Annotated in this window: 17 protein-coding genes and 2 pseudogenes; 9 read left to right on the top strand and 10 right to left on the bottom strand. The window is 64.3% G+C overall.

The features are described 5' to 3' along the window. The 3 genes and pseudogenes from N826_RS34990 to N826_RS34980 all read right to left on the bottom strand — a co-directional run. Nucleotides 1-579 (bottom strand): annotated as a pseudogene (locus N826_RS34990) (hypothetical protein); the annotation flags it as partial. Next, the gene (gene argS / locus N826_RS34985; RefSeq protein WP_044436780.1) at nt 576-2,333 is read right to left on the bottom strand and encodes an arginine--tRNA ligase; all 1,758 of its coding nucleotides are present in this window, start codon (nt 2,331-2,333) and stop codon (nt 576-578) included. The gene argS and the pseudogene N826_RS34990, both read right to left, overlap by 4 nt. Next, nucleotides 2,333-3,574 (bottom strand): deoxyguanosinetriphosphate triphosphohydrolase, encoded by a 1,242-nt coding sequence (locus N826_RS34980; RefSeq protein WP_044436778.1) that lies wholly within the window; start codon nt 3,572-3,574, stop codon nt 2,333-2,335. Before N826_RS34980 ends, argS begins: the two co-directional genes overlap by 1 nt. A gap of 173 nt (nt 3,575-3,747) precedes the next feature. Here N826_RS34980 and erpA point away from each other — a divergent pair, with 173 nt between their 5' ends. Beyond that, the gene (erpA, locus tag N826_RS34975; RefSeq protein ID WP_084721458.1) at nt 3,748-4,137 is read left to right on the top strand and encodes an iron-sulfur cluster insertion protein ErpA; all 390 of its coding nucleotides are present in this window, start codon (nt 3,748-3,750) and stop codon (nt 4,135-4,137) included. A 113-nt stretch (nt 4,138-4,250) separates the two neighbouring features. Then, nucleotides 4,251-5,027: an exodeoxyribonuclease III gene (locus N826_RS34970; protein WP_044436776.1), complete on the top strand. Its 777-nt coding sequence runs from the start codon at nt 4,251-4,253 to the stop codon at nt 5,025-5,027. Between the two features lie 45 nt (nt 5,028-5,072). On the opposite strand, the gene ypfJ is transcribed toward N826_RS34970, so the two are convergent. Continuing rightward, complete coding sequence (gene ypfJ, locus N826_RS34965) at nt 5,073-5,975, bottom strand: KPN_02809 family neutral zinc metallopeptidase (protein WP_044436774.1); 903 nt, start codon at nt 5,973-5,975, stop codon at nt 5,073-5,075. A gap of 288 nt (nt 5,976-6,263) precedes the next feature. Between ypfJ and N826_RS34960 the strand changes: the two genes are divergently transcribed. Continuing rightward, nucleotides 6,264-6,752, top strand: coding sequence for a hypothetical protein (locus N826_RS34960; protein ID WP_052832629.1), 489 nt, complete (start codon nt 6,264-6,266; stop codon nt 6,750-6,752). 13 nt (nt 6,753-6,765) lie between these two features. Here the strand turns inward: N826_RS34960 and N826_RS34955 are convergent, their stop codons facing one another. The 6 genes and pseudogenes from N826_RS34955 to N826_RS34930 all read right to left on the bottom strand — a co-directional run bounded on the left by N826_RS34955 (nt 6,766) and on the right by N826_RS34930 (nt 11,477). Next, entirely contained in the window at nt 6,766-7,791 is a 1,026-nt protein-coding gene (locus tag N826_RS34955) for a YheT family hydrolase (protein WP_244619372.1), read from the bottom strand. Beyond that, nucleotides 7,757-8,218, bottom strand: coding sequence for a hypothetical protein (locus tag N826_RS40935; RefSeq protein ID WP_052832627.1), 462 nt, complete (start codon nt 8,216-8,218; stop codon nt 7,757-7,759). The genes N826_RS34955 and N826_RS40935 overlap by 35 nt, the downstream gene beginning before the upstream one ends. Before the next feature lie 19 nt (nt 8,219-8,237). Further along, nucleotides 8,238-9,095, bottom strand: a complete 858-nt coding sequence (locus tag N826_RS34945; protein WP_044436768.1) for an alpha/beta fold hydrolase — start codon at nt 9,093-9,095, stop codon at nt 8,238-8,240. A gap of 53 nt (nt 9,096-9,148) precedes the next feature. Continuing rightward, nucleotides 9,149-9,781 (bottom strand): Rpn family recombination-promoting nuclease/putative transposase, encoded by a 633-nt coding sequence (locus N826_RS45520; RefSeq protein WP_044436767.1) that lies wholly within the window; start codon nt 9,779-9,781, stop codon nt 9,149-9,151. Nucleotides 9,782-9,839: 58 nt separating this feature from the next. Beyond that, a pseudogene (locus N826_RS46130) lies at nt 9,840-10,148 on the bottom strand (Rpn family recombination-promoting nuclease/putative transposase); the annotation flags it as partial. Between the two features lie 93 nt (nt 10,149-10,241). After that, nucleotides 10,242-11,477, bottom strand: a complete 1,236-nt coding sequence (locus N826_RS34930) for a type III PLP-dependent enzyme (protein ID WP_084721460.1) — start codon at nt 11,475-11,477, stop codon at nt 10,242-10,244. A 209-nt stretch (nt 11,478-11,686) separates the two neighbouring features. Between N826_RS34930 and N826_RS34925 the strand changes: the two genes are divergently transcribed. From N826_RS34925 to N826_RS34900, 6 genes are all read left to right on the top strand, one after another. After that, the gene (locus N826_RS34925; protein WP_044436763.1) at nt 11,687-14,065 is read left to right on the top strand and encodes a penicillin acylase family protein; all 2,379 of its coding nucleotides are present in this window, start codon (nt 11,687-11,689) and stop codon (nt 14,063-14,065) included. A 31-nt stretch (nt 14,066-14,096) separates the two neighbouring features. Next, complete coding sequence (locus N826_RS34920; RefSeq protein WP_044436761.1) at nt 14,097-15,311, top strand: threonine ammonia-lyase; 1,215 nt, start codon at nt 14,097-14,099, stop codon at nt 15,309-15,311. A gap of 124 nt (nt 15,312-15,435) precedes the next feature. After that, on the top strand, nt 15,436-17,292 hold the full coding sequence (gene treZ, locus N826_RS34915; protein ID WP_044436760.1) for a malto-oligosyltrehalose trehalohydrolase: 1,857 nt from the start codon (nt 15,436-15,438) through the stop codon (nt 17,290-17,292). A gap of 45 nt (nt 17,293-17,337) precedes the next feature. After that, the gene (malQ, locus tag N826_RS34910; protein ID WP_044436758.1) at nt 17,338-19,521 is read left to right on the top strand and encodes a 4-alpha-glucanotransferase; all 2,184 of its coding nucleotides are present in this window, start codon (nt 17,338-17,340) and stop codon (nt 19,519-19,521) included. Nucleotides 19,522-19,693: 172 nt separating this feature from the next. Continuing rightward, nucleotides 19,694-20,170 carry a bacterioferritin gene (gene bfr, locus N826_RS34905; protein WP_044436756.1) on the top strand — a complete coding sequence of 159 codons (477 nt, stop codon included), beginning with the start codon at nt 19,694-19,696 and terminating at the stop codon, nt 20,168-20,170. 138 nt (nt 20,171-20,308) lie between these two features. Continuing rightward, nucleotides 20,309-24,526, top strand: a complete 4,218-nt coding sequence (locus N826_RS34900) for a DEAD/DEAH box helicase (protein WP_147039967.1) — start codon at nt 20,309-20,311, stop codon at nt 24,524-24,526. The last annotated feature ends 345 nt before the right edge of the window (nt 24,527-24,871 follow it).

Below are 24,871 nucleotides of genomic sequence, written 5' to 3'. Positions count from 1 at the left end.
CTGGCTGGCCGGCGCTTCCGGCACGCCATTGCCCGGCGTAGCCGGCGTTTCCATCGCCGAGGGCGGCAGCCCGGAAGTCGCCGGTTCCTCAATCGCTTCGGGCGGCGGCGGAGCTTCGGGGCGGGGCAGCGGGTTCTCCGGCGGCGGCAGGAGACGTTCGACCGCGGCCGTCTCGGTATTGCCGGTCTCCGCCTTAAGCCGGTCGTAGATCAGCTTGTCCTGATGGGGCACGGCCATGCCGCCCGGCTGCTCCGGCCTCATCTTAACGGGCGAGTTGTCGGCCTTGACGACCGGCATCCCACCTTCACCGACCGTAGGCTGGCTGCTGGACCACGCGAACCAGACGATGGCGAAGAAGACCATGAGGCCGACGACCGCCAGGACGGGCGCCAGCAGACGCCGCTGCGTGCGAGGGCGGGCATCCGGGTTGGGCCGCGACGTCCCACGCTGATACTCGCGCGGTTCCACCCGGAGATCGCGCGGCATATATCGCGCGTCCTCGGGATCAGGCTGGCTGCCCTGCTGGTTCCCGGCTTGATTTCCGGGCTCATAGAAGTCTCGGGGATCGTACTGGCTCATCCGCGCAGTTCCTCGACAGGCTCCACTCCCATTACGTCCAGGCCGGACGCGATGACGATAGACACCGCCTTGACCAGCGCCAGCCGGGCGGTCGTCAGTTCCGGATCTTCATCCAGCAGGAAACGCATTGTGGTGTCGTCCTTGCCCTTGTTCCACAGTCCATGGAACGCTCCGGCCAGATCGTACAGGTAAAAGGCGATGCGGTGAGCCTCATGGGCCTGAGCCGCCGACTCCACCACGCGCGGCCAGCTTGCCATCAACTTGATAAGCTCAAGTTCCTCCGGCGAGGACAGACGGGCGAGGACTGCAGTCGCCGCCAGATCTTCCGGCGCCAGGCTGCGCGCGGGATCGGCGTCCTGCGCGTGGCGCAGGACCGAGCAGCAGCGGGCATGGGCGTACTGGACGTAGAAGACCGGGTTGTCCTTGGACTGCTCGGTCACCTTGGCGAAGTCGAACTCCAGCGTCTGGTCGTTGCGCCGGGTCAGCATGATGAAACGGACGACATCGCGGCCGACCTGATCGATCACGTCGCGCAGCGTGACGAAGGTGCCGGCGCGCTTCGACATCTTGACCGGCTCGCCGTTCTGCAACAGGTGGACGAGCTGGCAGATCTTGGCGTCCAGGCTGCCCTGCCCGCCCGTCACCGCCGTCGTCGCCGCCTGCATCCGCTTGACGTAGCCGCCATGGTCGGCGCCCAGCACGTCGATCAGCACGGAACTGCCGCGCCGGTACTTGTCGAGGTGGTAGGCGATGTCGTTGGCGAAATAGGTCCAGCTTCCGTCTGACTTCTTGAGCGGGCGGTCGACGTCGTCGCCGAACTGGGTGGCGCGGAACAGGGTCTGGGGACGCGGCTCCCAGTGGTCGGGCTTCTTGCCCTTCGGCGGCTCGAGCACGCCGGTATAGATCAGATCCTGTTCGACCAGCGATTGATAGGCGTCCTCTACGGCACCGCTGGCGATCAGCGCACGTTCCGACGAGAACACCTGGTTCCTGACGCCGAGATCGGCGAGATCCTGCTTGATGCCGGCAAGGATTTGTTCGATAGCGAAGTCGCGGGTGACCGGCAGCCAATCAGCCTCGGAAGCATCTAGCCACTTCGCGCCATCGCGTTCCGCCAGCGCCGCGCCGACATCCTTAAGGTATTCGCCCGGATACATGCCGGCCGGGATCTCGACGGTCTCGCCCAGGGCTTCCCGGTAGCGCAGATATGTGGAGCGGCCGAGCACCTCGACTTGGGCACCGGCGTCGTTGATGTAGTATTCCCGCGTGACGGTATATCCCGCCTTCTCAAGCAGCGATGCCAGGGCGTCGCCGACGACGGCGCCGCGCGCATGGGCCGCGTGCAGCGGGCCGGTCGGATTGGCGGAGACGTATTCGACGTTGACGGCGATGCCGGCTCCGATGCTGCCGTTGCCATAGGTGACCCCGGCCACCAGGATGTCGCCGACGCGTTCGCGCCACGTATCGTCGGACAGGCGCAGGTTGACAAATCCAGGACCCGCGATCTCGACCGAAGTCACGTCGGGCAATGCTCGCAGGCGCGCGGCCAGCAGTTCCGCGATGTCGCGCGGCTTGCGGCCGGCCTGCTTCGACAGCACCAACGCGGAATTGGTGGAAAGATCGCCGTGCGACGGGTCGCGCGGCGGCTCGACCGTCACCTTGGAAAGATCGAGACCCGCCGGCAGGTCTCCACCGGTGGCAAGGTCATCCAGGATGACGCGCAGGTCTTTGGCGAACTCGTTGAAAAGATTCATCAGGTCTTTGATTCCATGTCGAACATCCGCTCGTACTCCGCCAGTGCGAAGCGATCGGTCATGCCTGCAATATAATCGGCCACCAGCCGCGCGCGTGCTTTTTCCTGCGCGCCGGCGCTCACGCTTTCCTTCAGGACTTCCAGATCTTCCTGCCATTCCGTCGGAAGGCATTCGGGCTCGGCCATGAACAGCGCGAACAGCTCCGACACGACGCGCCGTGTCTTGCTGGTGACGCGGTTGACTTTGTAGTGGCGGTACATGCGCTGTTTCAGGAAAGCGCGCAAGACCCGATCATGGGCGCGCATCTCTTCGCTGAACGCCACCAGCGCACGGGGAGCGTTGCGCACGTCAGCGGCGCATTGCGGCTTGACCTCCGCTATGCGGCGGCGGGTTTCCAGGATCAGGTCGGTGACCATATGGTCGATCATCCGGCGAACCGTTTCGTGGATCAGGCGCTGACGCTCCAGTCCCGGATATCGGTCGTGCAGCCCCCGGATGATGCCACCCAGCAATGGCAGTTCCGCTACCTCGTCCAGGGTGAACAGACCGGCGCGCAGTCCATCGTCGATGTCGTGATTGTTGTAGGCGATGTCGTCGGCAATAGCCGCGACCTGCGCTTCCATGCCCGGATTGGTGCCGAGTTCAAGGTCGAACTCGTCCTGGAACTCCCTGATGGTGGTCGGCAGCGTATGACCCGGCAGTTCGGGAAGCAGCGGACCGTTGTGCTTGACGACGCCTTCCAGGGTTTCCCAGGTCAGGTTAAGCCCGTCGAAGTCGGCGTAGCGACGTTCCAGCCTCGTCAGGATGCGCAACGTATGGTCGTTGTGGCTGAAGCCGCCGAGGTGCAGCATCGACTCGTTCAGCGCCTCTTCTCCGGCATGGCCGAAGCAGGTGTGCCCAAGGTCATGCGCCAGCGCCACCGCCTCCGCGAGATCCTCGTTGAGGCCGAGCGTGCGGCTGACCGATCGGGCGATCTGCGCCACCTCTAGGCTGTGGGTCAGGCGGGTACGGTAGTAATCGCCCTCATGGTAGACGAAGACCTGGGTCTTGTATTTGAGTTTGCGGAAAGCACCGGAATGGATGATGCGGTCGCGATCGCGCTGGAAGACGGAACGCGTCGGGCTCTCCGGTTCCGCCTTGAGCCGGCCGCGGGTATGCTCCGGCATGGTGGCGAACGGAGCCACCTCCTGCCGGCCGAGACCGGAAGACGTATTTGGGAGAAGGTGTTGTTCCGCATTCATGGTCCGGACACTACCGATAGAGCGGCCCTCTTTTCAATGAAGATCGCGACTTATTGACCTGTTCTCCGGCTGGGCCTTTGACGGATCGGTCAGGTCTGCTTACATAGGGACTTCTGATTTCATTTAAGGGTCTGTTTTCCAGGTCCCATCCGATTGGAGCTAAGGAGTTTTCCATGGCTGACACGGCGCTGAACACCACCTCGATCGACCCCGTGGCGCCTGCGAGCCTCGGCGCTCGGGCCGTCACCATCTCCGACAGCGCAGCCAAGCGCGTCCTGGTGCTGCGCGGACTGGAAGGCGACGACAGCCTGATGCTGCGTATCACGGTATCGGGCGGCGGCTGCTCCGGCTTCCAGTACGGGTTCAGCTTCGACAACAAGAAGAACGAGGACGACTATGTCTTCGAGCATCTGGGGATCGGCGTCATCACCGACGATGCGTCGCTGGACCTGCTGAACGGCTCCGTCATCGACTTCGTCGAGGACCTAATGGGGGCGTCGTTCCAGATCAGGAACCCCAATGCCACCGCGTCGTGTGGCTGCGGGTCGTCGTTCGCGGTTTGACCGGGTTTGAATTTTGCCGTTTGATGCCGCCGGGTTAAGGCGGTATCCAGAAAGGCCCGTGCCGGAACCGGTACGGGCCTTTTTCTGTCCGCGTCCGGAAAGTCGCCTGCCCCATGGTCAAGATCGCCACCTGGAACGTCAATTCCGCCAAAGCCCGTCTGCCCAACATATTGGGATGGCTGGACCGCGCCTCGCCTGACGTCGTCCTGCTCCAGGAGATCAAGTGCGAGACCGCTTCGTTCCCGAAAGGCGATTTCGAAGCTATGGGCTACAACTGTGCCGTGGTCGGCCAGAAAAGCTACAATGGCGTGGCGCTCCTGGCGAAGCAGCCGGTCGAGGATATCCTGGACCATCTTCCGGGATCTCCCGACGACGTCCAGGCACGCTACGTCGAAGCGACGGTCGGCGGTATCCGGATCGCGTCGATCTACCTTCCGAACGGCAACCCGGTCGGCACGGAAAAATACCCTTACAAGCTGGCCTGGATGGAACGGCTGCGCCAGCACGCGCAGGGGCTGCTTAAGACCGAGCGGCCCTTCGTGCTTGGCGGCGACTACAACATCATTCCGGCGGCGGAGGACGTCTACGACCCACAGGCCTGGGAAACCGACGCCTTGTTCAGGCCGGAAAGCCGCGCCCAGTTCAGGGCACTGCTGAACCTAGGGTTGACCGAAGCCTTCCGCGCGCTGCACCCGGACGAGCAGCACGCTTATACTTTCTGGGACTATCAGGCCGGCCGCTGGCCGCGCGACCAGGGTATCCGGATCGACCATTTCCTGCTGTCGCCGCAGGCGGCGGACCGGCTTGTCGAGTGCCGGATCGATAAGGGGCCGCGCGCCGAGGAGAAGGCATCCGATCACACCCCCGTCGTGCTCGAACTGGCGGACTGACCAGCCGCCGTTCAATCAGGTACCGGCCGATCAGCCGCACTTCAATCAACCGTTGCCGAAGGTATCGCAGGAGTTCGGCGATCCGCTGTCCAGCCCGCGCCGGAACCATTGCACCCGCTGCGCCGAACTGCCATGGGTGAAGCTGTCGGGCGTCACCCGTCCGGTCGCCTGTTTCTGAAGCCGGTCATCGCCGACGGCGCTCGCGGCGTTGAGGGCTTCTTCGATGTCGCCATCCTCCAGGACGCCTTGCTTCTGCGCCATGCTGTGCGCCCAGATCCCGGCAAAGCAGTCAGCCTGCAATTCCACACGGACAGACAGCGCGTTGGCTTCACTCTGCGACACCTGACGCTGTGCGGCCTGGACATCCCGGCTTACGCCAAGCAGGTTCTGGACGTGGTGCCCAACTTCGTGGGCGACCACATAGGCCTGTGCGAAGTCGCCGGGCGCTCCCATGCGGCTGCGGAGGTCCCGATAGAAGCTCAGGTCGATATAGAGTTTGCGGTCCGCCGGGCAGTAGAAGGGTCCCATGGTCGAGCTAGCCGAGCCGCACCCGGACTGAACAGCATCGCTGAACAGGACTAGGACCGGCTCTTCATAGGTCCGGCCCGACTGGCTGAAGATGTTGCCCCAGACATCCTCGGTTTCCGCCAGCACGACCGACACGAAGTTCGCCAGATCTCCCTCGGCGCCGGACTGGGCGGACGGCATGCTCCGCGGGTTGACCGTGGAGGATCGCGGAGCCGGACCTTCGTCGACATACCCGCCGTTCAGCAGGATACTGGGGTCGAACCCGAAGACCAGCCCGAGCAGCAGGATGATCAGGGTTCCGCCGATGCCGAACCCGCCCACGCGAACCCCTCTGCCGCCGAGCATGCCGCCTCCGCCCATGGGGCTCCTGCCGCGCTGATCCTCGACGTTCTCGCTCTGGCGCCTGCCCTGCCACCGCATCTGTCGCTTCCTCCCGATCCATTGACCGGCCAATTATGCGGCCGGCCAAGGTCAACCCGTATGGGAAGCGGTGAGTTCAGGGTAACCGGATAATAAATTTGGGCTTTTCAAGACATGCCCGCACCAACCCTGTGCTTTATGGCGCTGATTTGCCACGCTTCGCATATGCGAGCAGGACTCCCCGTGGATCAGGCGAAGCTATATACCCAGTTCGATATCAACCGCGGGACGCCCTGAATGAGTTGGCGGAAAAAGGATACTGGGTTGAGCAGGCGTGAAATTGCAACGATGCTCGTAGCACTTGAGAAGCAGGCGCGCGAGGCTGCGCATCTGGCGGAGAAGGCTCATCGGTACGCCAGCCGTGACAGCTATGCCGGCTACTTCCAGTTCAGGGCGAAGGTCGACGAGTTCCAGGCCTTGATCGCCCTCATCGAGGAGCGGCTGACCCGACTGGAAGATGAGCACACGGTCGAACTTACTGCCCGCTTCCGGCAGTTGGACACCGTCATGCTGGTCATGCTGGTCCGTACCAGCACTAGGTTCTACGGGATGCTCAAGGAAAACGTCGCCCTGCCCTTAGGTGCCCGCGAACTCTTCCTGCCGGAACTGCGGACCCTGAGCGATATGCGCGACCGCCTGATGGAAGAACCGGAGCACGCCGAAAAGATGATTCCGGGAGTGACGATCGCACTCGAAAATGCCCTGGTCACCGTCCAAGCCTTGATCGAGCGTGCTCCCAGTTTGCCGGATTTCGGCGATCAGTTCCGCCTTGATTGAAGGTGACGGGTCCTCAAGCGGCGAAGCCCTTCAGGAACTCCAGCAAGCAACGGTCATGCCATGGGTCGGGGCCGTCGGCACCGTGGAACCCGACATGGCCGCCCCGGCGGGGCAGCAGCGGGGTCAAGCGGGGATTGGCGGTCCAGTCGTAGTTCAGATAGGCGTCTCCAGGAATCCAAGGATCGTCCAGCGCATGGATCACCAGCGTTGGCACGCGGATGCCGTTCATATAGCGGACTGCCGAGTTGACTCGATGATATTCGTCGGCGCTCTTCCAGCCGTTCCGTGGAGCCACGAAACGGTCGTCGAATTCGTAGCAGTTCCGAACGCCTTGCACGATAGGGCGAAAGATGTCCGGGATCGGCATTCCCAGGACTTCCTCCTTCATCCGGGCGACGATCCGCCGGTGATAGATGTAGTTCCGGCGGCTCATCATGCGCCGGCTGGTTTCGGCCAGATCGATCGGCGCCGAGATCGCCGCGGCCGCAATTACGTTCTCGGGCGCTCCTTCCCCCAGTAGTTTCAAGACTTGATTGGCGCCCAGCGAATAGCCTACCAGGACGATCCCCGACCTGGTCAGTTTCCCCGGCAATTGCGTCAGCACGGCCAGCAGGTCTTCCGACCGACCCGCATGATACTGCTCGACGCAGAAGGGACGTGACGGCCCTGCGCCCCGCAGGTTGAGGCGCATGACGGTAAAGCCGCGCCGCAGCAGGATAGCGGCGCTGGCGCGCATGTAGTGGCTTTCGGCACACCCTGTCAGCCCGTGGACAAGGACGATCAGCGGCAGGGCGCGCGGCTCGGCCGGCTGGTTCAGGATACCGTGCAGCACGTCCCCGCTAAGATCCGGCATCCGGAAGCGCAGCCGCTTTTCCGGGGAATCTTCCAGCGCAAAGGTCTGGCGCAGCAGGACGCTGCGCACCGTCTGGAGGTCGGCTCCCCACCAGGGCGCGCGTGGCACGAAGGGCGGGAACTCGAACGGTAGCGGCGGCGGTGGAGCAGCGTCAGCGGTCGTCAGGATCGGCGGCATACTGTTCATAGGAACGGTGCAGACTGGCGTAAAACGGGTTGGTGTCGATGAACTTCGTCATGGCCTTCAAGTTGGCCTTGTCGCTCTGTATCCATTGGTCGGCGACCTGCTGGTGCTCAGGATGGATGGAGAGCAGATAGAACGCGGCCTGCTCGACCGAGATGATCTCCTCCTCTCCCAGCTTCTCCAGGATGGCGCCGATATGGAGCGGCAGGACGGCCATGAAAGGCAGGTCGCCTCGGCTGTCCGGGTCCTGACGGTTACGTTCGAACGCCTTGCGCAGGCGCTCAACGATCTGGAAAAAGACCGAGCGGCGCTGCTTCCAGGTCGGCTCGTCGGCCAGGATGCCGGCAAGGGAATCGAACAGATGCGTCTGTTCGTCGTCGAAGCCTTCGCAGGCCGACTGCGCCGGCCTGGAAATCGGAAAGGCGGTCATCTATGGTCCTCGTGCAGGATCAGGCGTCGACGAGGAAGTCGCGAACCGCCGCGATTTGGTCTTCCGCCATCAGCGGCGGAGCATGCCCCACGCCGGGGAATTCCACCAGTTCGGCGCGCGGTCCCCGCGTCGTCATCTCGTGCGCAGTGTCAGGCGTCAACAGGTTGCTGTCGCCGCCGCGCAGCAGCAGGGTTGGACAGGTGATCCTGTCGTAGATCGGCCAGAGATCGACATCCTGGGCGGGAGCTGCCGCCAGTGCGGCGCCGATGGCGGGGTCGTAGCCGAACTTCAGCTTACCGTTCGGCTGAACGCGGGCCTCGTGTTCGGCCAGACGGCGCCACTGCTCGGCCGTGACCGGGGCATAGCCGGTGAGACGCGCGCGCAGTCCGGCTTCCAGAGCCCCAATGTCGTCAAACTCCGGTTCCTCGACCACATAGGAGGCTATCGCCTGAAGCGCCGCCGCTGGCATAAAGGCGCCGACATCGTTCAGGATCAGACGCGCGACGGGCGTGTCGGGCTGAGCCGCCAGCATCATGCCGATCAAACCGCCCATCGACGTTCCGACCCAGTAGACCTGCTCGACATCGAGACGCGCAACAAGCGCTGTCATGTCCGCAAGATACTGGGGGAACGCATAGGACGCGGCGGCGATCAAACGGCCACTCCGGCCCCTCCCTGCAACATCGGGACAAACGACCCGAAACCCCTCGGCAGCCAGCGTCGGCGCAAGCTCATCGAAATCGTGGCTGTTGCGCGTCAGGCCGTGGACGCAGACGACAGTCCTGTCGGCGTCCTCAGGCCCCCATTCTGCATAAGCGATGCGGTGAAAGCCGCCGGCATGCAACCCGCGAAGGGTCTTTTCTCGATAGGAGTTCATGGACGGGAATGTAGCACTTCCGCGCCCGTGTTCCAACGGGACGGCAGCGCCGTTCAGTGCCGATTGTCGCTGGTGAACACGAGTTCCAGGGACGCCACCGTCAGCGCGCGTTTGAACAGATCGTCCAGCAGCTCAGTAGCCGAGCGGCGGACTTGAGCTTCCATGTCGCTGGGAACCGATCCGAAGCGGGTTTCCAGCGTGACCAGGATGGAATCGATCTTGGCTTTGGCGACGCCCCGCTCCTCACCCTTAAGAAAACCAAGTTCCTCGCCCCTCGCGAACCCGGCTTCCTCACCCTGGCGGAGCCATTCCTTTGCTGCGAGTGAAATCAACTCTCCCTCCCGGTGCGGTTTTACCCGGCGTGCGACTCTGGTCAGCAATTCGCTGGTGATGGCCGGAAACAGGCGGATCATATACCGGATCACCTGTTCTTCCAAATGAGTCCCGTCGGTCAGCCGAGGCAATATCGTTTGAAGCAGAATCTCCGGATCGGTGCCGCGATAGACGTGCTTGAGCGGCAGCAAACCGGCGCAGACTTCCGCATCGGAAGCCAGTTCGTTGTCGGGGATGTGGCCCAGGTCGCACAGGACGTAGCCCATGCCGCTCATGAACTCCCGCAGTTCCTGGTCCGCGTCGATGCACTCGGTAATCGACAGCGGCACCTTCCATTCCTGCCTGCCTGCCATGATAGAAGACCAGCGGGATGATCAGCGGCAGGCTGAGCGCCTTGCCGGCGCTCGTTCCGGCGTAGCGCCGCCAGATCTCGCGGCGGTAGCCCAGCAGTTGCAAGACGATGAAAGGGTCCGGAGCGCTCTTGTGCTCGAACAGGATGTAGAGATGCGCCCAGCCGCCATCACGGAGCGTCACGCTGAACAGCCGGTCGCTCTGACTGGCTTTCAGCGCGGGATCGACGAAGGTGCCATCCAGCAGGACCGGCGGTTCGTCGGCCAGACGGCTTGAGATGATCTCAGGCAGGTAATCGCGGATCAGGACGCCCGCCCGGCCCACATCGTCGATCAAGGCCCTGAACAGAGAATCATGAGAAATGGACATGCGGTCCGAACACGATGGAATGAGGCAGTGGCGCCGCACTTGACGCGATACGGCCTCGTTCCACCATGCGGCATGTTGTCGGGGCGAACGCCGCTATTCGGCGGCTTGGCTCAAGCGCTGGCAGGGCTCCATCTCGTCCGACGGCAGGAATGCATCGTCCTCGACCTCGACGAAGCGGTCGGGATAGAAGCCGTTGAAGTCAGTGCGCAACTCGATGGTGTAGGCGCCCGCCTGCCCGATCTCGATGTAGTCGCCTTCCCGGACATCCGCCGCCAGCCGGTAGGGGCCTTCCATGACATCGACCGGATCGCAGGTCGGCCCGAACAGGCTGAAGTCGCCGAAATCGTCCGCCAGTACCTCGACCCGGCTGCCTTCAGGCCGCAGGACGCGCATAGGAAAACGCAGGCCGGCGTATTTCAGGTCGGACAGACTGCCGTAGACACCGTCGTTGATGTAGAGGAAGTTGTCTTTCCGCAACTCGACACGGACGACCAGCGAGGCGCCCGCCGCGACCAGGGCGCGGCCAGGCTCGCACCAAACCTCGTGGTCGCCGGGCAAGTCGATCTGGCTCAACCCCGCCGCGATGGCCTCCAAGTAATCGTCCAGCGGCGGCGGCGTCAGGCCGACATAGGCGACTGGGAAGCCGCCGCCGATATCGACCACACTCAGCGGGACCCTGGCCAATTCAACCACATGGGCCGCCAGCCGCAATGCGGCCGTATATGACCCCGGCGTCATGCATTGCGATCCGACATGGAAGGACAAGCCGACCCTGTAGCCGGCGCCATGGGCGGTTTCCAGCAACTCGGCCGCCTGCCGGGGCGAAGCACCGAACTTGCCGCCGAGATCGTAGACCGCCGCCCCTCGGGCGGTCGCCAGCCGGACAATGATCACGACATCGCGGCTGTACCCCGTCTCAGTCATGATCTTCGCCAGCTCGTCGGGATGATCGACCACGAAGTGCCGCACGCCGTGGTCGTCATAGGCGGCGCGGATGGCGCCGCGCTGCTTGACCGGATGCATGAAGTAGCAGGATGCGTCCGGCAGCCGTTCGGCCACGGCGGAGATTTCCGGCAGGGACGCGGTATCGAAATGGCGGATGCCGCCGGCATGCAGCGCGTCAAGGAACATCGGTTCCGCATTGCACTTCACGGCATAAAGGACTGAGCCTGGAAAAGCATCGACAAAGCGCCGGGCCGTGCCACGCAGTACGTGAGGCCGCACGCAATAGACCGGCTGCTCGGGCATCAATGCCGCTACCATGGCAGCCGCATCGGGATAACTGCCGGTATGGTGAGCTTGGTCGAAAGTGGTATTTTCCAGGGGCATGGATTCGCGTTCCATCATTGAAGATGTACTGGGCCGATGCTGTCTCGGTGACCTCTCCGCTTTATGGATTTTCATGATGAAAACTTCGTTAATAATCGAATTATCAGGGACTTGGCAGGCCGGGCCCTGCGCGCCGTACTTAAGGTTGCGACCGATCCGGCACGTGGGCTAGCTTGGCCCCTTGGGTCAGGAACTAGTAAGGAGCGGTGATGAGTTGGCAGAAGAGAACGGTTCTCGTAGCGCTGACACTCATCATCATCCTACCTGCCGCAGTCATCGGGGGCGGATGGCTGTGGTTGCGCTCCGGCCTTCCTCAGCTTGACGGCGCCGTCACCCTGCCCGGCCTGACCTCCCCGGTGGAGATCGCGACCGACCGCAATGCGGTTCCCCATATCTTCGCCCGTTCCCAGCAGGACGCCTACTTCGCACTGGGATATGTCCATGCGCGCGACCGCATGTGGCAGATGGATCTGAACAGGCGGATCGGCGCCGGCCGGCTGTCGGAACTGATTGGAAGCGCCGGCCTGCGCTACGACCGGCTTATGCGGGTGCTGGGTTTCCAGGCGAGCGCCGAAGCGAGCCTTCAGGCCCTGGCGCCAGAAGTCCGGCAGGCGCTCGACTCCTATTCCGCAGGGGTCAATGCGTGGCTCGGCAGCCATGGCGGTCCGCTCCCGCTCGAGTTCCAGGTGCTGCGCTACCAGCCGGAACCGTGGAAGCCGGCGGACAGCCTGCTCTGGGGCAAGCTGATGGCGCTCCAGTTGAGCGGCAACTACAATGACGAGTTGCTGCGCGCCCGGCTGATGCAGAAGTTCCCCGCCGAGACGATCCGCCAGATGTATCCGGACTACCCGGCCGGCGCCCCGGTGACTCTCGCATCGGATCTGACCGGTCTGGAGTTCGACCGGCTTCATGCGTCCCTGCCGCCGCCGCTCGGCCCCGCGACCGCCTCCAACGAATGGGTCGTTTCGGGAGAACGCAGCGGCACCGGCAAGCCGGTGCTCGCCAATGACCCACATCTGCAATTGGGCGCGCCGACGCTCTGGTATCTGGCGCGGATCGAAGCGCCCGGACTGTCCGTCACCGGCGCTACGGTGCCCGGAGTTCCGTTCACCGTCCTGGGGCGCAACGACAGGATCTCCTGGGGATTCACCACCACCGGAAGCGACGTGCAGGACCTTTACGTCGAGCGGCTGGACCGGTCCGACCCTGGCAAATACCTGACACCCGACGGGCCGCGTCCGTTCGAACTGCGTACCGAAACGATCAAGGTGAAGGACGCGGACGACGAGCAACTCGTCGTCCGCACGACGCGCCACGGCCCTGTCCTGTCCGATATCGAACCGAGGGCCGTCCAGGCAGCACCCGAAGGCCACGTAATCTCCCTGGCCTTTACCGGCCTCAGCGACCGCGACACGACGGCCGAGGCATTGTGGCGGCTGAACCGCGCTCCCGACTGGGAAGGCTTCAAGGCGGCACTCCGGCTGATCCAGGCGCCGCAGCAGAACATCGTCTACGCCGACATCCAGGGCAATATCGGCTTCTATACGCCCGGACTGGTCCCAATCCGCCGGAAGGGCGACGGCAGCGTTCCGGTACCGGGCTGGAACGACGAATATGCCTGGACCGGCGCCATTCCGTTCGAGGAGTTGCCGCAGGACTTCAATCCAGCCGCCGGCAAGATCGTCAATGCCAACAACCGCGTCACCAGCCCGGATTACCGCTGGTTCCTGACCAGCCGCTGGGACGATTGGTACCGCGCTGCCCGGATCGAACAAGTGCTGGAGGCGAACCGCCGCCATGATGTCGATGCGGCGGAAGCGCTAATGAGGGATACCGTCTCGCTGGCGGCGCGCGACCTGCTGCCGCTGATGCTGAAAATCAATCCGGTGTCTCAAAACGCCAAGGCGGCACTCGACATGCTGCGCGGCTGGGATGGGACCATGAGCCGCGACCGGACCGAGCCGCTGATCTACGAATGGTGGGCGCGCGAACTGCATCGGGCTCTCTATGCCGACGAACTCGGCCCCCTGTTCCCGGAAGTCATGAGCGCCAGTCCCCGGCTCGTCCTGCATATCCTTACCAAAGCGCCGCAATGGTGCGACGACGTCACCACCGCCGACGCCAGAGAGACCTGCGAAGACATGCTAGGCCGGTCGCTCGACCGTGCCCTGGTGACGCTCTCGGAGCGTCACGGGTCCGATATGACGAAATGGCGCTGGGGGGCGGAGCACCGCGCGCCGCTCGCCCATCAGGTCCTCAGCCGGGTTCCCGTGCTCAAGGACCTGTTCGACATCGGGATCGAAACCGATGGCGGCAACCATACGGTCAACCGGGGCGGAAGCAGCATCCGGGACGACGGCGCTCCGTTTTCCCATATCCACGGGGCGGGATACCGGGCGATCTACGACATGTCCGATCCGGAGAACTCCCGCTTCATGATCTCCACCGGGCAATCGGGCAATCCGCTGTCGTCCCATTACGGCGATCTGGTGGAACAGTGGCGCGACGGCCGGCATTTCACGATCTCCGGCACGCTGGAGCAGGTGACGTCGGAAAGCCTCGGCCGGCTGACGCTCCGCCCGGAATGAACCAGCCAATCAGCACCAGGAGCCGCATATCATGACCATCGGCCTTGACGACATCCGGTCGGCGGCAGCGGCGCTCGCGGGCGACCTGACGGTCACGCCGACGATCCCATCGCCCCGCCTGTCCGAACAGACCGGCTGCCGCATCCACCTCAAGCTGGAATGCCTGCACCATACCGGTTCGTTCAAGGAGCGAGGCGCGCTCAACAAGCTGAAGAGCCTGACACCCGCCGAAGCAGCACAGGGCATCATCGCAATGTCCGCCGGCAACCATGCCCAGGGCGTCGCCTACCATGCCACCCGGCTCGGCATTCCGGCGACCATCGTCATGCCGGCGCAGACTCCCTTCACCAAGGTGGAGCGGACGGAATCCTACGGCGCCAAGGTCGTGCTGCATGGCGAGACGCTGAGCGATGCCGAAACTTTCGCCCACGGGATCGCCGACCGCGACGGACTGACCTTCGTCCATCCCTACGACGACCCGCTGATCATCGCGGGTCAGGGAACGATAGCACTGGAGATGCTGGACGCCGTGCCGGACTTGGACGTGCTGGTCGTCCCCGTCGGCGGCGGCGGGCTGATCGCCGGGATCGCGACGGCGGCCAAGGCGATCAAGCCGGACATCGAGATCGTCGGGGTGGAAGCGGAACTCTATCCGTCGATGAAGCAGACGCTCGCCGGGACGCCTGTGGCCTGTGCGGGAGCCACCATCGCGGAAGGCATCGCCGTCAAGTCGCCGGGCCATATCACACGGGAGATCATCCGGGTCCATGTGGACGATATCGTCCTGGTCAGCGAGGAATGCCTGGAGCGCGCGATCGACACGCTGATCACCGAGCAGAAGCTGGTGGTCGAGGGAGCGGGTGCGGCGGGGTTCGCGGCCATCCTGGCGGACCAGCCACGCTTCAGGGGACGCAACGTCGGGACCGTGCTGTGCGGCGGCAACATCGATGCCCGTATCCTGGCCTCGATCCTGATGCGGGGGCTGGTGCGGCAGCGCCGGATGGTCCGTCTGAGGATCGCGCTGACCGATGCGCCGGGAGCGCTGGCGAAGGTGGCGCAGTTCCTCGGCGAAGCGGGCGGCAATATCGTAGAGATTTATCACCGACGCCTATTTCACAACGTCCCCGTGAAAATGGCGGATATCGACGTGGTGATGGAGACGCGCGACCACGGCCACGTCGATGCCATCCTGGCCAAGCTGCATGCCGCCGGATACCCGGCTGAGCTGATGGACGACGTTTCCTGAAGCAAGCCTCCTCCGGCACGCGGCGCGGCTTTCTTCCTATTCAAACGCAATCTGCGGGATCATCCTCGGCATACGGCTGTTCTATGCGGTGACCAATCAGCCCAAGCCAGGATGGCCCCTCCCCATGACCACCCGCTATTCCCACTCGATGCCGTTCGGCGCCGAAACGCGCGACGACGGCACCACGCGATTCCGCCTTTGGGCTCCCTCGCAACCGGAAATCCGGCTTGTCCTGGACGGCGGAAAAGACGATGCCCAGCCGATGTCCAAGCAGGCGGACGGCTGGTTCGAGCTGGTGACCGACAAGGCGCCCGCCGGAACCCGCTACCAGTTCCAGCTGCCGGACGGACTTGCCGTGCCCGACCCTGCGTCGCGGTTCCAGCCGGAGGACGTCAACGGGCCGAGCCTCGTGGTCGATCCGAAGAGCTACGAGTGGCGCAACACCGACTGGCGCGGCCGCCCGTGGGAAGAGACCATCCTGTACGAACTCCACGTCGGCTGCTTCACCGACGAAGGCACCTATGACGGCGTCCGCCGCAAGCTGGACCATCTGGCCGACCTGGGAGTGACCGCGATCGAGTTCCTGCCGCTGGCCGATTTCGCTGGCCGCCGGGGCTGGGGCTACGACGGCGTCCTGCCCTATGCTCCCGACGACGCCTACGGCTCCCCGGATGCCCTGAAACGCCTGATCGACGAGGCGCATGGCCGGAACCTGATGGTCTTCCTGGACGTCGTCTACAATCACTTCGGCCCGGAAGGTAACTATCTCAGCGCCTACGCCAAGTCGTTCTTTACCGAGCGGCACCACACCCCCTGGGGTGCGGCGATCAACTTCGACGGCAAGGACGCCCGTCCCGTACGCGACTACTTCATCAATAACTCCTTGTACTGGCTGAACGAGTACCGCTTCGACGGACTGCGCTTCGACGCCGTCCATGCGATCATCGACGACAGCAAGCCGCATGTCCTGACCGAACTGGCGGAAACCGTCCGCCGCAAGGTCGAGGAAGCGACGCCGGGCCGCCATGTCCATCTGGTGCTGGAGAACGAGGCCAATCAGGCGCACCGGCTGGTCCGCGACGACGACCGCCTGCCGCCGCACTACACCGCCCAATGGAACGACGACTTCCACAACACCGCGCATGCGCTGGTGACCGGTGAGCGCGCCGGCTACTACGAAGACTTCTGCGACGAGTCGCACGAGAAGCTGGCGCGGTCGCTGATGGACGGCTTCGTCTACCAGGGCGATCCGTCGCCCCATCAGGACGGCAAGATCCGGGGCGAACCCAGCGCGCACCTGCTGCCGCAGGCCTTCGTCAGCTTCCTCCAGAACCACGATCAGGTCGGCAACCGCGCCATGGGCGAGCGGCTTTCGGCGCTGATCCCTGCCGAACGCCTGAAGGCGATCACGGCCGTCTTCCTGCTGACGCCGCAGATCCCCATGCTCTTCATGGGCGAGGAATGGGCCAGCGACCGCCCCTTCAACTTCTTCACCGACTTCCACGGCGAACTTGCCGACGCGGTTCGCGAAGGAAGACGCAAGGAGTTCGCCAAGTTCGCCGAATTCTCCGACCCCGAAGCTCGGAAGAAGATCCCCGACCCCAACGAGGCATCGACCTTCAACGGGTCCAAGCTGGATTGGGACGCGGTATCCGAGCCCTCGCATGCGGAGTGGCTTTCCTGGTATAAGACACTGATTGTCACTAGGCGCACCAGGATCGTGCCGCTGCTGTCGAAGATCGGCGCGGACAGCACCGCCGAGGTGCGGAACGATACCGTTATCGTGGCGCACTGGCCGCTGGGGGATAGCGGACGGCTGACATTGGTTGCTAATCTCGGGGACGCCCCGGTCGATGGGGTGGACGCTCCCGATGGTGAGCTGATTTTCGAAACCGCGCCGTCCGTGGCTGCGGACCTCAAGGCCGGACGGATCGGCGCGTGGGCCGTTGCCTGCCATGCCAGCGGCACTGGGACGGCTTGAAGGGCCTGAGGAAACAGGCCAGGGGATCAAGAAGGAATTAAGAGCATGACTGATGGCGCCGATCTGGACCGGCTGGCGGAACTCGTGGGAATCGAGCCGTTCTACCATGACATCTGGGGCAACCGGCGGGAGATCGGCCCCGCCACCAAGCGCGACCTCGTCCAAGCCATGGGCTTTCCCGCTGGCACGCCGGAAGAAGCGGCGGACAGCCTGTACCGGCTGAGGGAGCGCGCGTGGCGGCGCATGCTGACGCCGGTCCTGGTGCTGGGCGACGGCGACAGTCCGGAGATCGACTTCACCGTCCCGACCCAGACCGATCCCGCGGGCATCACCTGGACCCTGTCCGAGGAGGAAGGCGACGTCCACTGGGGCGAACAGCCCCTGGCGGAGCTGCCGCCGACCGGCGAGGCCGTGTTCGACGACGTCCGCTACACCCGCCACAAGCTGGCTTTGCCAGCCGGTCTTTCCCACGGCTATCACCGGCTGGCGATCCAGTTGAACGCAGGCGGCGCCGTCGTCCATGAAGGGGCCGCGACGCTGATCCTGGCGCCCAACAGTTGCCTGACGCCGGACGAGATGGTGGAGGGTGGCGGCCAGACCTGGGGCGTCGGCGTCCAACTCTACGCCCTGCGGTCGCCAGGCAACTGGGGCATCGGCGACTACACCGACGCCGGCGCCCTGGCAGAGCAGGCGGCGAAACTGGGAGCCGGCGTGGTCGGGCTGAACCCCCTGCATGCCATGTTCCCGGCGGACCCGAACCATAATAGCCCCTACTCTCCGGGCAACCGGGGCTTCCTCAACACCCTCTACATCGATGTCGGCGGGTTGCCGGAACTGGAGCATTGCGCCGAGGCGCGCACGCTGATCGCCGGCGAGGACTTCCAGCAACGGCTTCGGGCGGTCCGGGAGTCGTCGCTGGTCAACTACCCCGCCGTTTCCGACCTCAAGATGCCGGTGCTGGAACTGCTGTTCCAAAGTGCCCGCACGGTCCAGGGACAGCGCTGGGACGGTTTCCTGCTGTTCCAGCGGGAGATGGACGACGCCCTGGTCCGGCAGGCGACCTTCGACGCCCTGCACGAGCATTTCTTCAAGGGCCAGGGCAAGTGGATGTGGCAGGAATGGCCCGAGGCCTTCCGCGATCCCGAAGGCGAGGCCGTCGCCCGCTTCCGCGAGGACAACGCCGAGCGGATCGAGTTCTTCCAGTGGCTGCAATGGCTGGCCGACGACCAGTTGGGCACCGCCGCCCATCGGGCACGCACCGCCGGCATGCCGATCGGATTCTACCGCGATCTGGCGGTCGCCAACCATCCCGGCGGGGCCGCCGCGTGGTATGCCCAGTCGCTGATCGTCCAAGGGGCGAATGTCGGATCGCCGCCCGACATGTTCAGCCCGGACGGACAGAACTGGGGGTTGGCGCCGCTGTCGCCGATCGGGTTGATCGAGACGGCCTACGAGTCTTTCATCCAGGGGCTGCGCGCCAATATGCGCCATGCCGGAGCGATCCGGATCGACCATGTCATGGCGCTCCAGCACCTGTTCTGGATACCGTCCAGGCCCGGTCACGAGGGCGGCGCCTATGTGACCTACCCGATGCGCGACATGGTGCGGATCATTGCCCTGGAGTCCCGGCGCAACCGCTGCCTCGTCATCGGCGAGGACCTTGGCACCGTGCCGGAAGGCTTCCGCCCCGCCATGCAGGAAGCTGGCATCCTGTCGTACCGGGTGCTCTATTTCGAACGCGGCAAGGACAAGGGCTTCATCGCACCTGAACATTACCCGCGCGACGCCCTGGTTTCGGTCACAACCCATGACCTGCCGACCTTGAAGGGATGGTGGAGCGGCCATGACATCCGGGTCCGCGCCGAGCTGGGCCAGTATGCGGCACCCGGCGCGCTGGATGCCGAACTGGCGGAACGCTGGACCGACAGGGAGCGGCTTTTGTCTTCGATGCGCTGGGCACGGGTCGTCCCGCAGGAAACCGGTTCCGAGCATTTGACGCCCGAACTGGTAGGCGCAATCCACGGCTATCTGGCGAAGAGTCCAGGCCGCATCCTGATGGTCCAGGTCGAGGATATCGTGGGTGAGATCGACCAGCCGAACCTTCCCGGCACCGTCCATCAGCATCCCAACTGGCAGCGCAAATTGCCGGTGACGATCGGCGAACTATCGGACGCGCCGCTCGGCCGTTCGATTGTCGAGGCCATCCGCCGTCAGCAGCAACGGGCTTGACCCAGGAACACGCCGGACCGGCGTTGTTATAAAGGGAAGAAAAACGCCGCTGCGAATGACTTTCAGGTTTTATTCGAAGCCGGTTCGTATATTTAGTGGAATGTGAGATTCTCGCATTCCCACGGGATGCGGCCAAGGGGCTGATCCACAGCGCTTGCATTGGAGAAGAAAAATGAAGGGCGATCCTAAAGTAATCCGTCACCTGAATATCATTCTTACCAATGAACTGACGGCCATCAATCAGTATTTCCTGCATGCGCGCATGTTGAAGAACTGGGGTCTCCTGCGCCTCGCCGATTACGTGTATAAGGAATCGATCGGCGAGATGAAGCACGCCGATTACCTGATCGAGCGTATCCTGTTCCTTGAGGGTCTGCCCAACCTCCAGGACCTTCATAAGCTGAAGATCGGCGAGGACGTTCCCGAGATGTTCACGTCGGATCTTGGGATCGAGAGCCACAACGCGAACTGTCTTCGCGAGGCCATCGCCTATGCCGAGGAAGTCCGCGACTTCCAGTCGCGCGAGATCTTCGTCAAGATCCTGGACGAGACCGAAGAACATATCGACTGGCTCGAAACCCAGCTCGACCTGATCCAGCGCGTCGGCGCGCAGAACTACCAGCAGGAGCAGATGTTCAGCGAAGGCTGAGCACCCGGCGCCGGCAACCGTTCGCTTGCAGCATCCGCGGCGGCCCCGGACTGGGGCCGCCGTTTTGCTATGTGGTCCAGCTTCCTGTCGACGATGGGACGGGTTGTTTCCCATCCCCGCACTGGCTAGCCTTGTCCGATGCCGCAGAACTCCCTCACTCCCCCGACTGTTGCGCCGACGTCCACGGATGACGACCGCTCTATCGCGCATTACGAGGCGCTCGCCCCGTGTGCCAAGATCGTGGCGCATTTGAAGGCGATCGCCGGTCCCTATGTCGAAAAGGACGGTCTGCTCACCGTCGCGACGGTGGCGAAGCTGACGCTGCCGGACGGCACGGCGTTGAATCCGCAGGTGCTCGGCGAGAGCATCGGGCAGCTCAAGCGGAACGGGCTGTGGAACCGCCTCGGCGAGGCGCATTCGCAGGTCCGGCACCATATCAACATCGCCGCACTCGAAGACCCCCGGAGCGACCTGTACCTGAAGGCGAACCAGGCGGCGGAGCGGCGAAGCATCTACCAGTTTTCCAACCATTATGAATCGGCGGGCGCGCGGCAGTTGCGGCTTGCCATCTACCTGAACGATGACGAGTTCATCACCGATTACACGGATAAGGAGCCTGCGGAGACCTGGAACAGGCTGACGCAGTTCTTCGGACTCCTGGTCCTGGAACCGCAGTGGCTGGAAAGCCGAGCGCCGGTCATCCGGGAAGCCATCTTGATGGCGAAACTGCTTTCCTTCCTCTACTACGGCGCTCCGCCAGCCGATTTTCCGGCTTTCCTGGGTCAACTCCGCGACCTGGAGCGGACCACACTGACACCCGCGGCCTTGATCATCCTTGCGAAGTTCGAGACGCTGAGTGGCAGCCCAGCCAGGACGGCGCTGCTGCTTTCGCGTCTGCGCGAGCTTGCCGAAGCGGACGATACGGGCAAAGCTACAGACCACGCCGTGTTGATGGCGAGCGCCATCGAACATATCGCCGCAATGGTCGACTTCCTGAGCGGACGGAACGCGGAAGCGTTGGGACGCTTTCGCGAAGCGCTCAGGCTGTTCCGTAAGGCAACTCACAAGCGCAAGATCTTCCTGCCCGACATCCAGGGCTTGCTGGCATCGTTGTGCCTGCTGCGGGAAGGCGATCCCAGCCTGATGAGGGAACTGGGGAGTTGGCTCAACGACGCCGACCGCGACTCCGGATTCAATCCCAACTACATCGGGTTCTGGGCGATCAGGGTCCTGTCCGCCATCGCCAGGGGCAACGACCGGGAAGCCGAACTCACCCTGGCAGCCATGGCCAAGTCCCTGCACCGGACGCCGCTGTCGCGGATGCTGGAAGATCTGGCCGAATTCATGCTCGACCGCAAGCGGACAGGCAAGCGCGCGGGCGAACTGCACGATCTGTTCGTCCGGTACAAGGGGTCCCTGCCCCTGGTCGCGGAAACCTATGCCGCCATGCTGGAGAAGGTGTCCGACGCACCAGAACCCTACCTGGATTTTCTGGACCGCCGGGACCGGGAGCCGATAATCCTTCTGACCGACGTGATGCAGGTGGACGAGCCGTGGCAGCGGGCGCTGGACCATCTGCAAACGCTGCTGGTCGCCCCTTCCAAGCCCGAGGAGCCAGCCAAGAAGAAGGGCAAACGCCTGATCTGGCTGGTCGATCCGGATATCGGCACGATCGAGCCTGTCGAGCAGACTTCCAAGCGGGACGGCTGGAATACCGGCCGGGCGCTGTCCTTCCGCCGCGTCATCAAGAACGACCCGCCGCTCGAAGTGGACGAGGACGACCGCCGCGTGATCGACAGCCTGCATCACGGATTCGAGCGCAGTATCTACGGCTACAGCGTGAACGAGGTATACGGTCCCGATCCCAACAAGACTCTGCTGGCGCTGGCCGGGCACCCGAGGGTGTTCGACGCCAACGACCGAAACCGCCAGCTGGAACTGGTCCGTTATCCGGTAGAACTGGTCATCTCCGAAGCGCGCGGCGGCTACCGGATCGCGCTGTCGCACTTCGCCGATGCGCCGACCGTCTTCCTGGAGCCGGAAACGCGCGACCGCTACCGGGTGATCGAAGTCCCGCTCGATGTCGTCAGGGTCGGAGCACTGCTGGGTCCCGACGGCATGACCGTACCGCGCGACGGGCGCGAGAAGATCATCGCGATGGTCCGCAAGTCGATGGGCGGGTCTCTGCCGATCCGGTCGGAGATCGACGCCGTGGACGTGCCGGCGATCGAGGGCAGCCCGACGCCGGTGCTTCGTCTGGTCCCGATCGACCGGGGCCTGCGGGTTTCCGCCTTCGTCCGGCCGTTCGGCGAGGACGGGCCGCACTACCTGCCGGGCCATGCCGGCAAGTCGGTGCTGGCGCTGATCGACGGCAAGACCCAGCGGGCCAACCGTGACCTGGAGCGCGAAAAGGCGGAACTGGCGACGCTGGTGGCGTCCTGCCCCAGCTTGGCCGAACGGGCGCTGGGCGACCTCGACTGGGAGCTGCCGGATCTGTTCGACAGCCTGGAGTTCCTGTCCGAGGTCCAGGCCTATGATGGTCCCGTCCAGTTGGAGTGGCCGGAAGAAGGCCGGATTCGGGTGACGGCGATGACCAGCGCCGAGAGCATGTCGGTCAAGCTGCGGGCGGCGCGCGACTGGTTCCAGGTCAGCGGCGAGTTGCGGATCGACGAGAACCTCGTGATGGACCTGCGCGAGCTGCTGGAACGCGCGGGCCGGACGCAGGGCCGTTTCATCCAGCTCGACGACGGCCGCTTCCTGGCGATGACCGAGCAGTTGCGCCGCCAGCTCGACCGGCTCGGCAGCTTGACCGAGGGCGACGGCAAGGGCCGCCGGGTCCACCGGATGGCCGCTTCCGCCGTGGAAGAGGCGCTGGAGGGGGCCGGCAAGCTCGACTCCGACAAGCAGTGGCGCGAGCAGATCGAGAAGATCCGGGCGGCGGGCCGGCACGAGCCGAAGGTGCCGTCCACCCTTCAGGCCGAGCTTCGCGACTATCAGGCGGAAGGCTTCCGCTGGCTGTCCCGGCTGGCGCATTGGGGAGCCGGGGCCTGCCTTGCCGACGACATGGGCCTGGGCAAGACGGTCCAGGCGATCGCGGTGATGCTGGAGCACGCGCCGCGCGGCGCCATCATCGTGGTCGCCCCGACTTCCGTCTGTCACAACTGGGCGGCGGAGATCGAGCGCTTCGCCCCGCCCTTGCGGGTCCACCAGTTCGCCAATGCCGGCGACCGGGCTGTTCTGGTCAAGTCGCTGGGGCCGATGGACGTGCTGGTGACCAGCTACGGCCTGCTCAACCTTGAATCGGCGCTGCTGTCGGAAACGCCGTGGCAGATCGCGGTGCTGGACGAGGCGCAGGCGATCAAGAACGCCGCGACCAAGCGGGCACAGGCCAGCATGATGCTCCAGGCGGAATTCCGTCTGGCGCTGACCGGCACGCCGGTCGAGAACTATCTGGAAGAGCTGTGGAGCCTGTTCCACTTCATCAATCCCGGCCTGCTGGGATCGCTGGAGAGCTTCCGCAAGCGCTTCGCCCTGCCGATCGAGCGCGGAGACCGGGCGGCGCGTCAGTCGCTGAAAGCGCTGGTCGGCCCCTTCATCCTGCGCCGGACCAAGTCCGCCGTGCTGACCGAACTGCCGGAGCGGACCGAACAGACCATCCTGGTCGATCTGGACGACGACGAACGGGCACTGTACGAAGCGTTGCGGCGGCGGGCCATCGAGCGGATCGAGAACCTGCCCGGCGAGGCGGCCGGCCAGCGCAAGATCCACATCCTGGCCGAAATCACCCGCCTGCGCCGCGCCTGCTGCCACCCCTCGCTGGCGGCCCCGGAAGCGAGCGGGATGGAGGGCGCCAAGCTGTCGCTGTTCCTGGAGCTGGTGGACGAGCTGCTGCGCAATCGTCACAAGGCACTGGTTTTCAGCCAGTATGTCGGCTTCCTGGACATCGTCCGGAAGGCGCTGGACGAGCGCGGCATCGCGTACAAGTACCTGGACGGCCAGACCCCGGCGCGCGAGCGCGAGAAGCAGGTCAACGCCTTCCAGGCCGGCGAGGGCGACCTGTTCCTGATCAGCCTGAAGGCGGGCGGCACGGGACTGAACCTGACGGCGGCCGATTATGTCATCCACCTCGACCCCTGGTGGAACCCCGCCGTGGAAGATCAGGCCTCCGGCCGGGCGCACCGGATCGGCCAGCAGCGTCCGGTGACGATCTACCGGCTGGCGGTGGCCGGGACGATCGAGCAGGGAATCCTGGGGCTTCACAAGGACAAGCGCCAGATGGCGGCGGAACTGCTGGACGGCAGCGAGGCGAGCGCCAAGCTGAGCGACGAGGAATTGATCGGGTTGCTGCGGGGGTGAGAGCGGGGCGGCGGGTTGCTTCGTGGGAGGTGGTTGCCGGGGAACGCGCACCCTCCCCCTCCCCCCGCTTCGCGGCGGGTCCCTCCCTCTCCCGCAAGCGGGCGAGGGGCAAGCTGGCGTGCTTGGTTGCTCTTCTGATTGCGAAGTTGGTTGCAGAAATCAGGCAATCTCCTTCGAATAGAATCTTTCCTGGAAAGTAAATTGAGCGTAATGGTAAGGTTAATACCCAGAAAAACAGGGCGTGAGTCTTTCCACAAGCCTCACAGATTTTCTTATGAAATTCATCGAACCTCCGAAAGACAATGTCACCTTTCACACGAGCCACATCAACCCGTCGGAAAACCC

Source organism: Skermanella aerolata KACC 11604, from assembly GCF_000936425.1.
In the GTDB taxonomy this organism is placed as follows: domain Bacteria; phylum Pseudomonadota; class Alphaproteobacteria; order Azospirillales; family Azospirillaceae; genus Skermanella; species Skermanella aerolata.
Note: the sequence above shows the minus strand (reverse complement) of the source record. Positions and strands in the feature narration are given on the sequence as shown.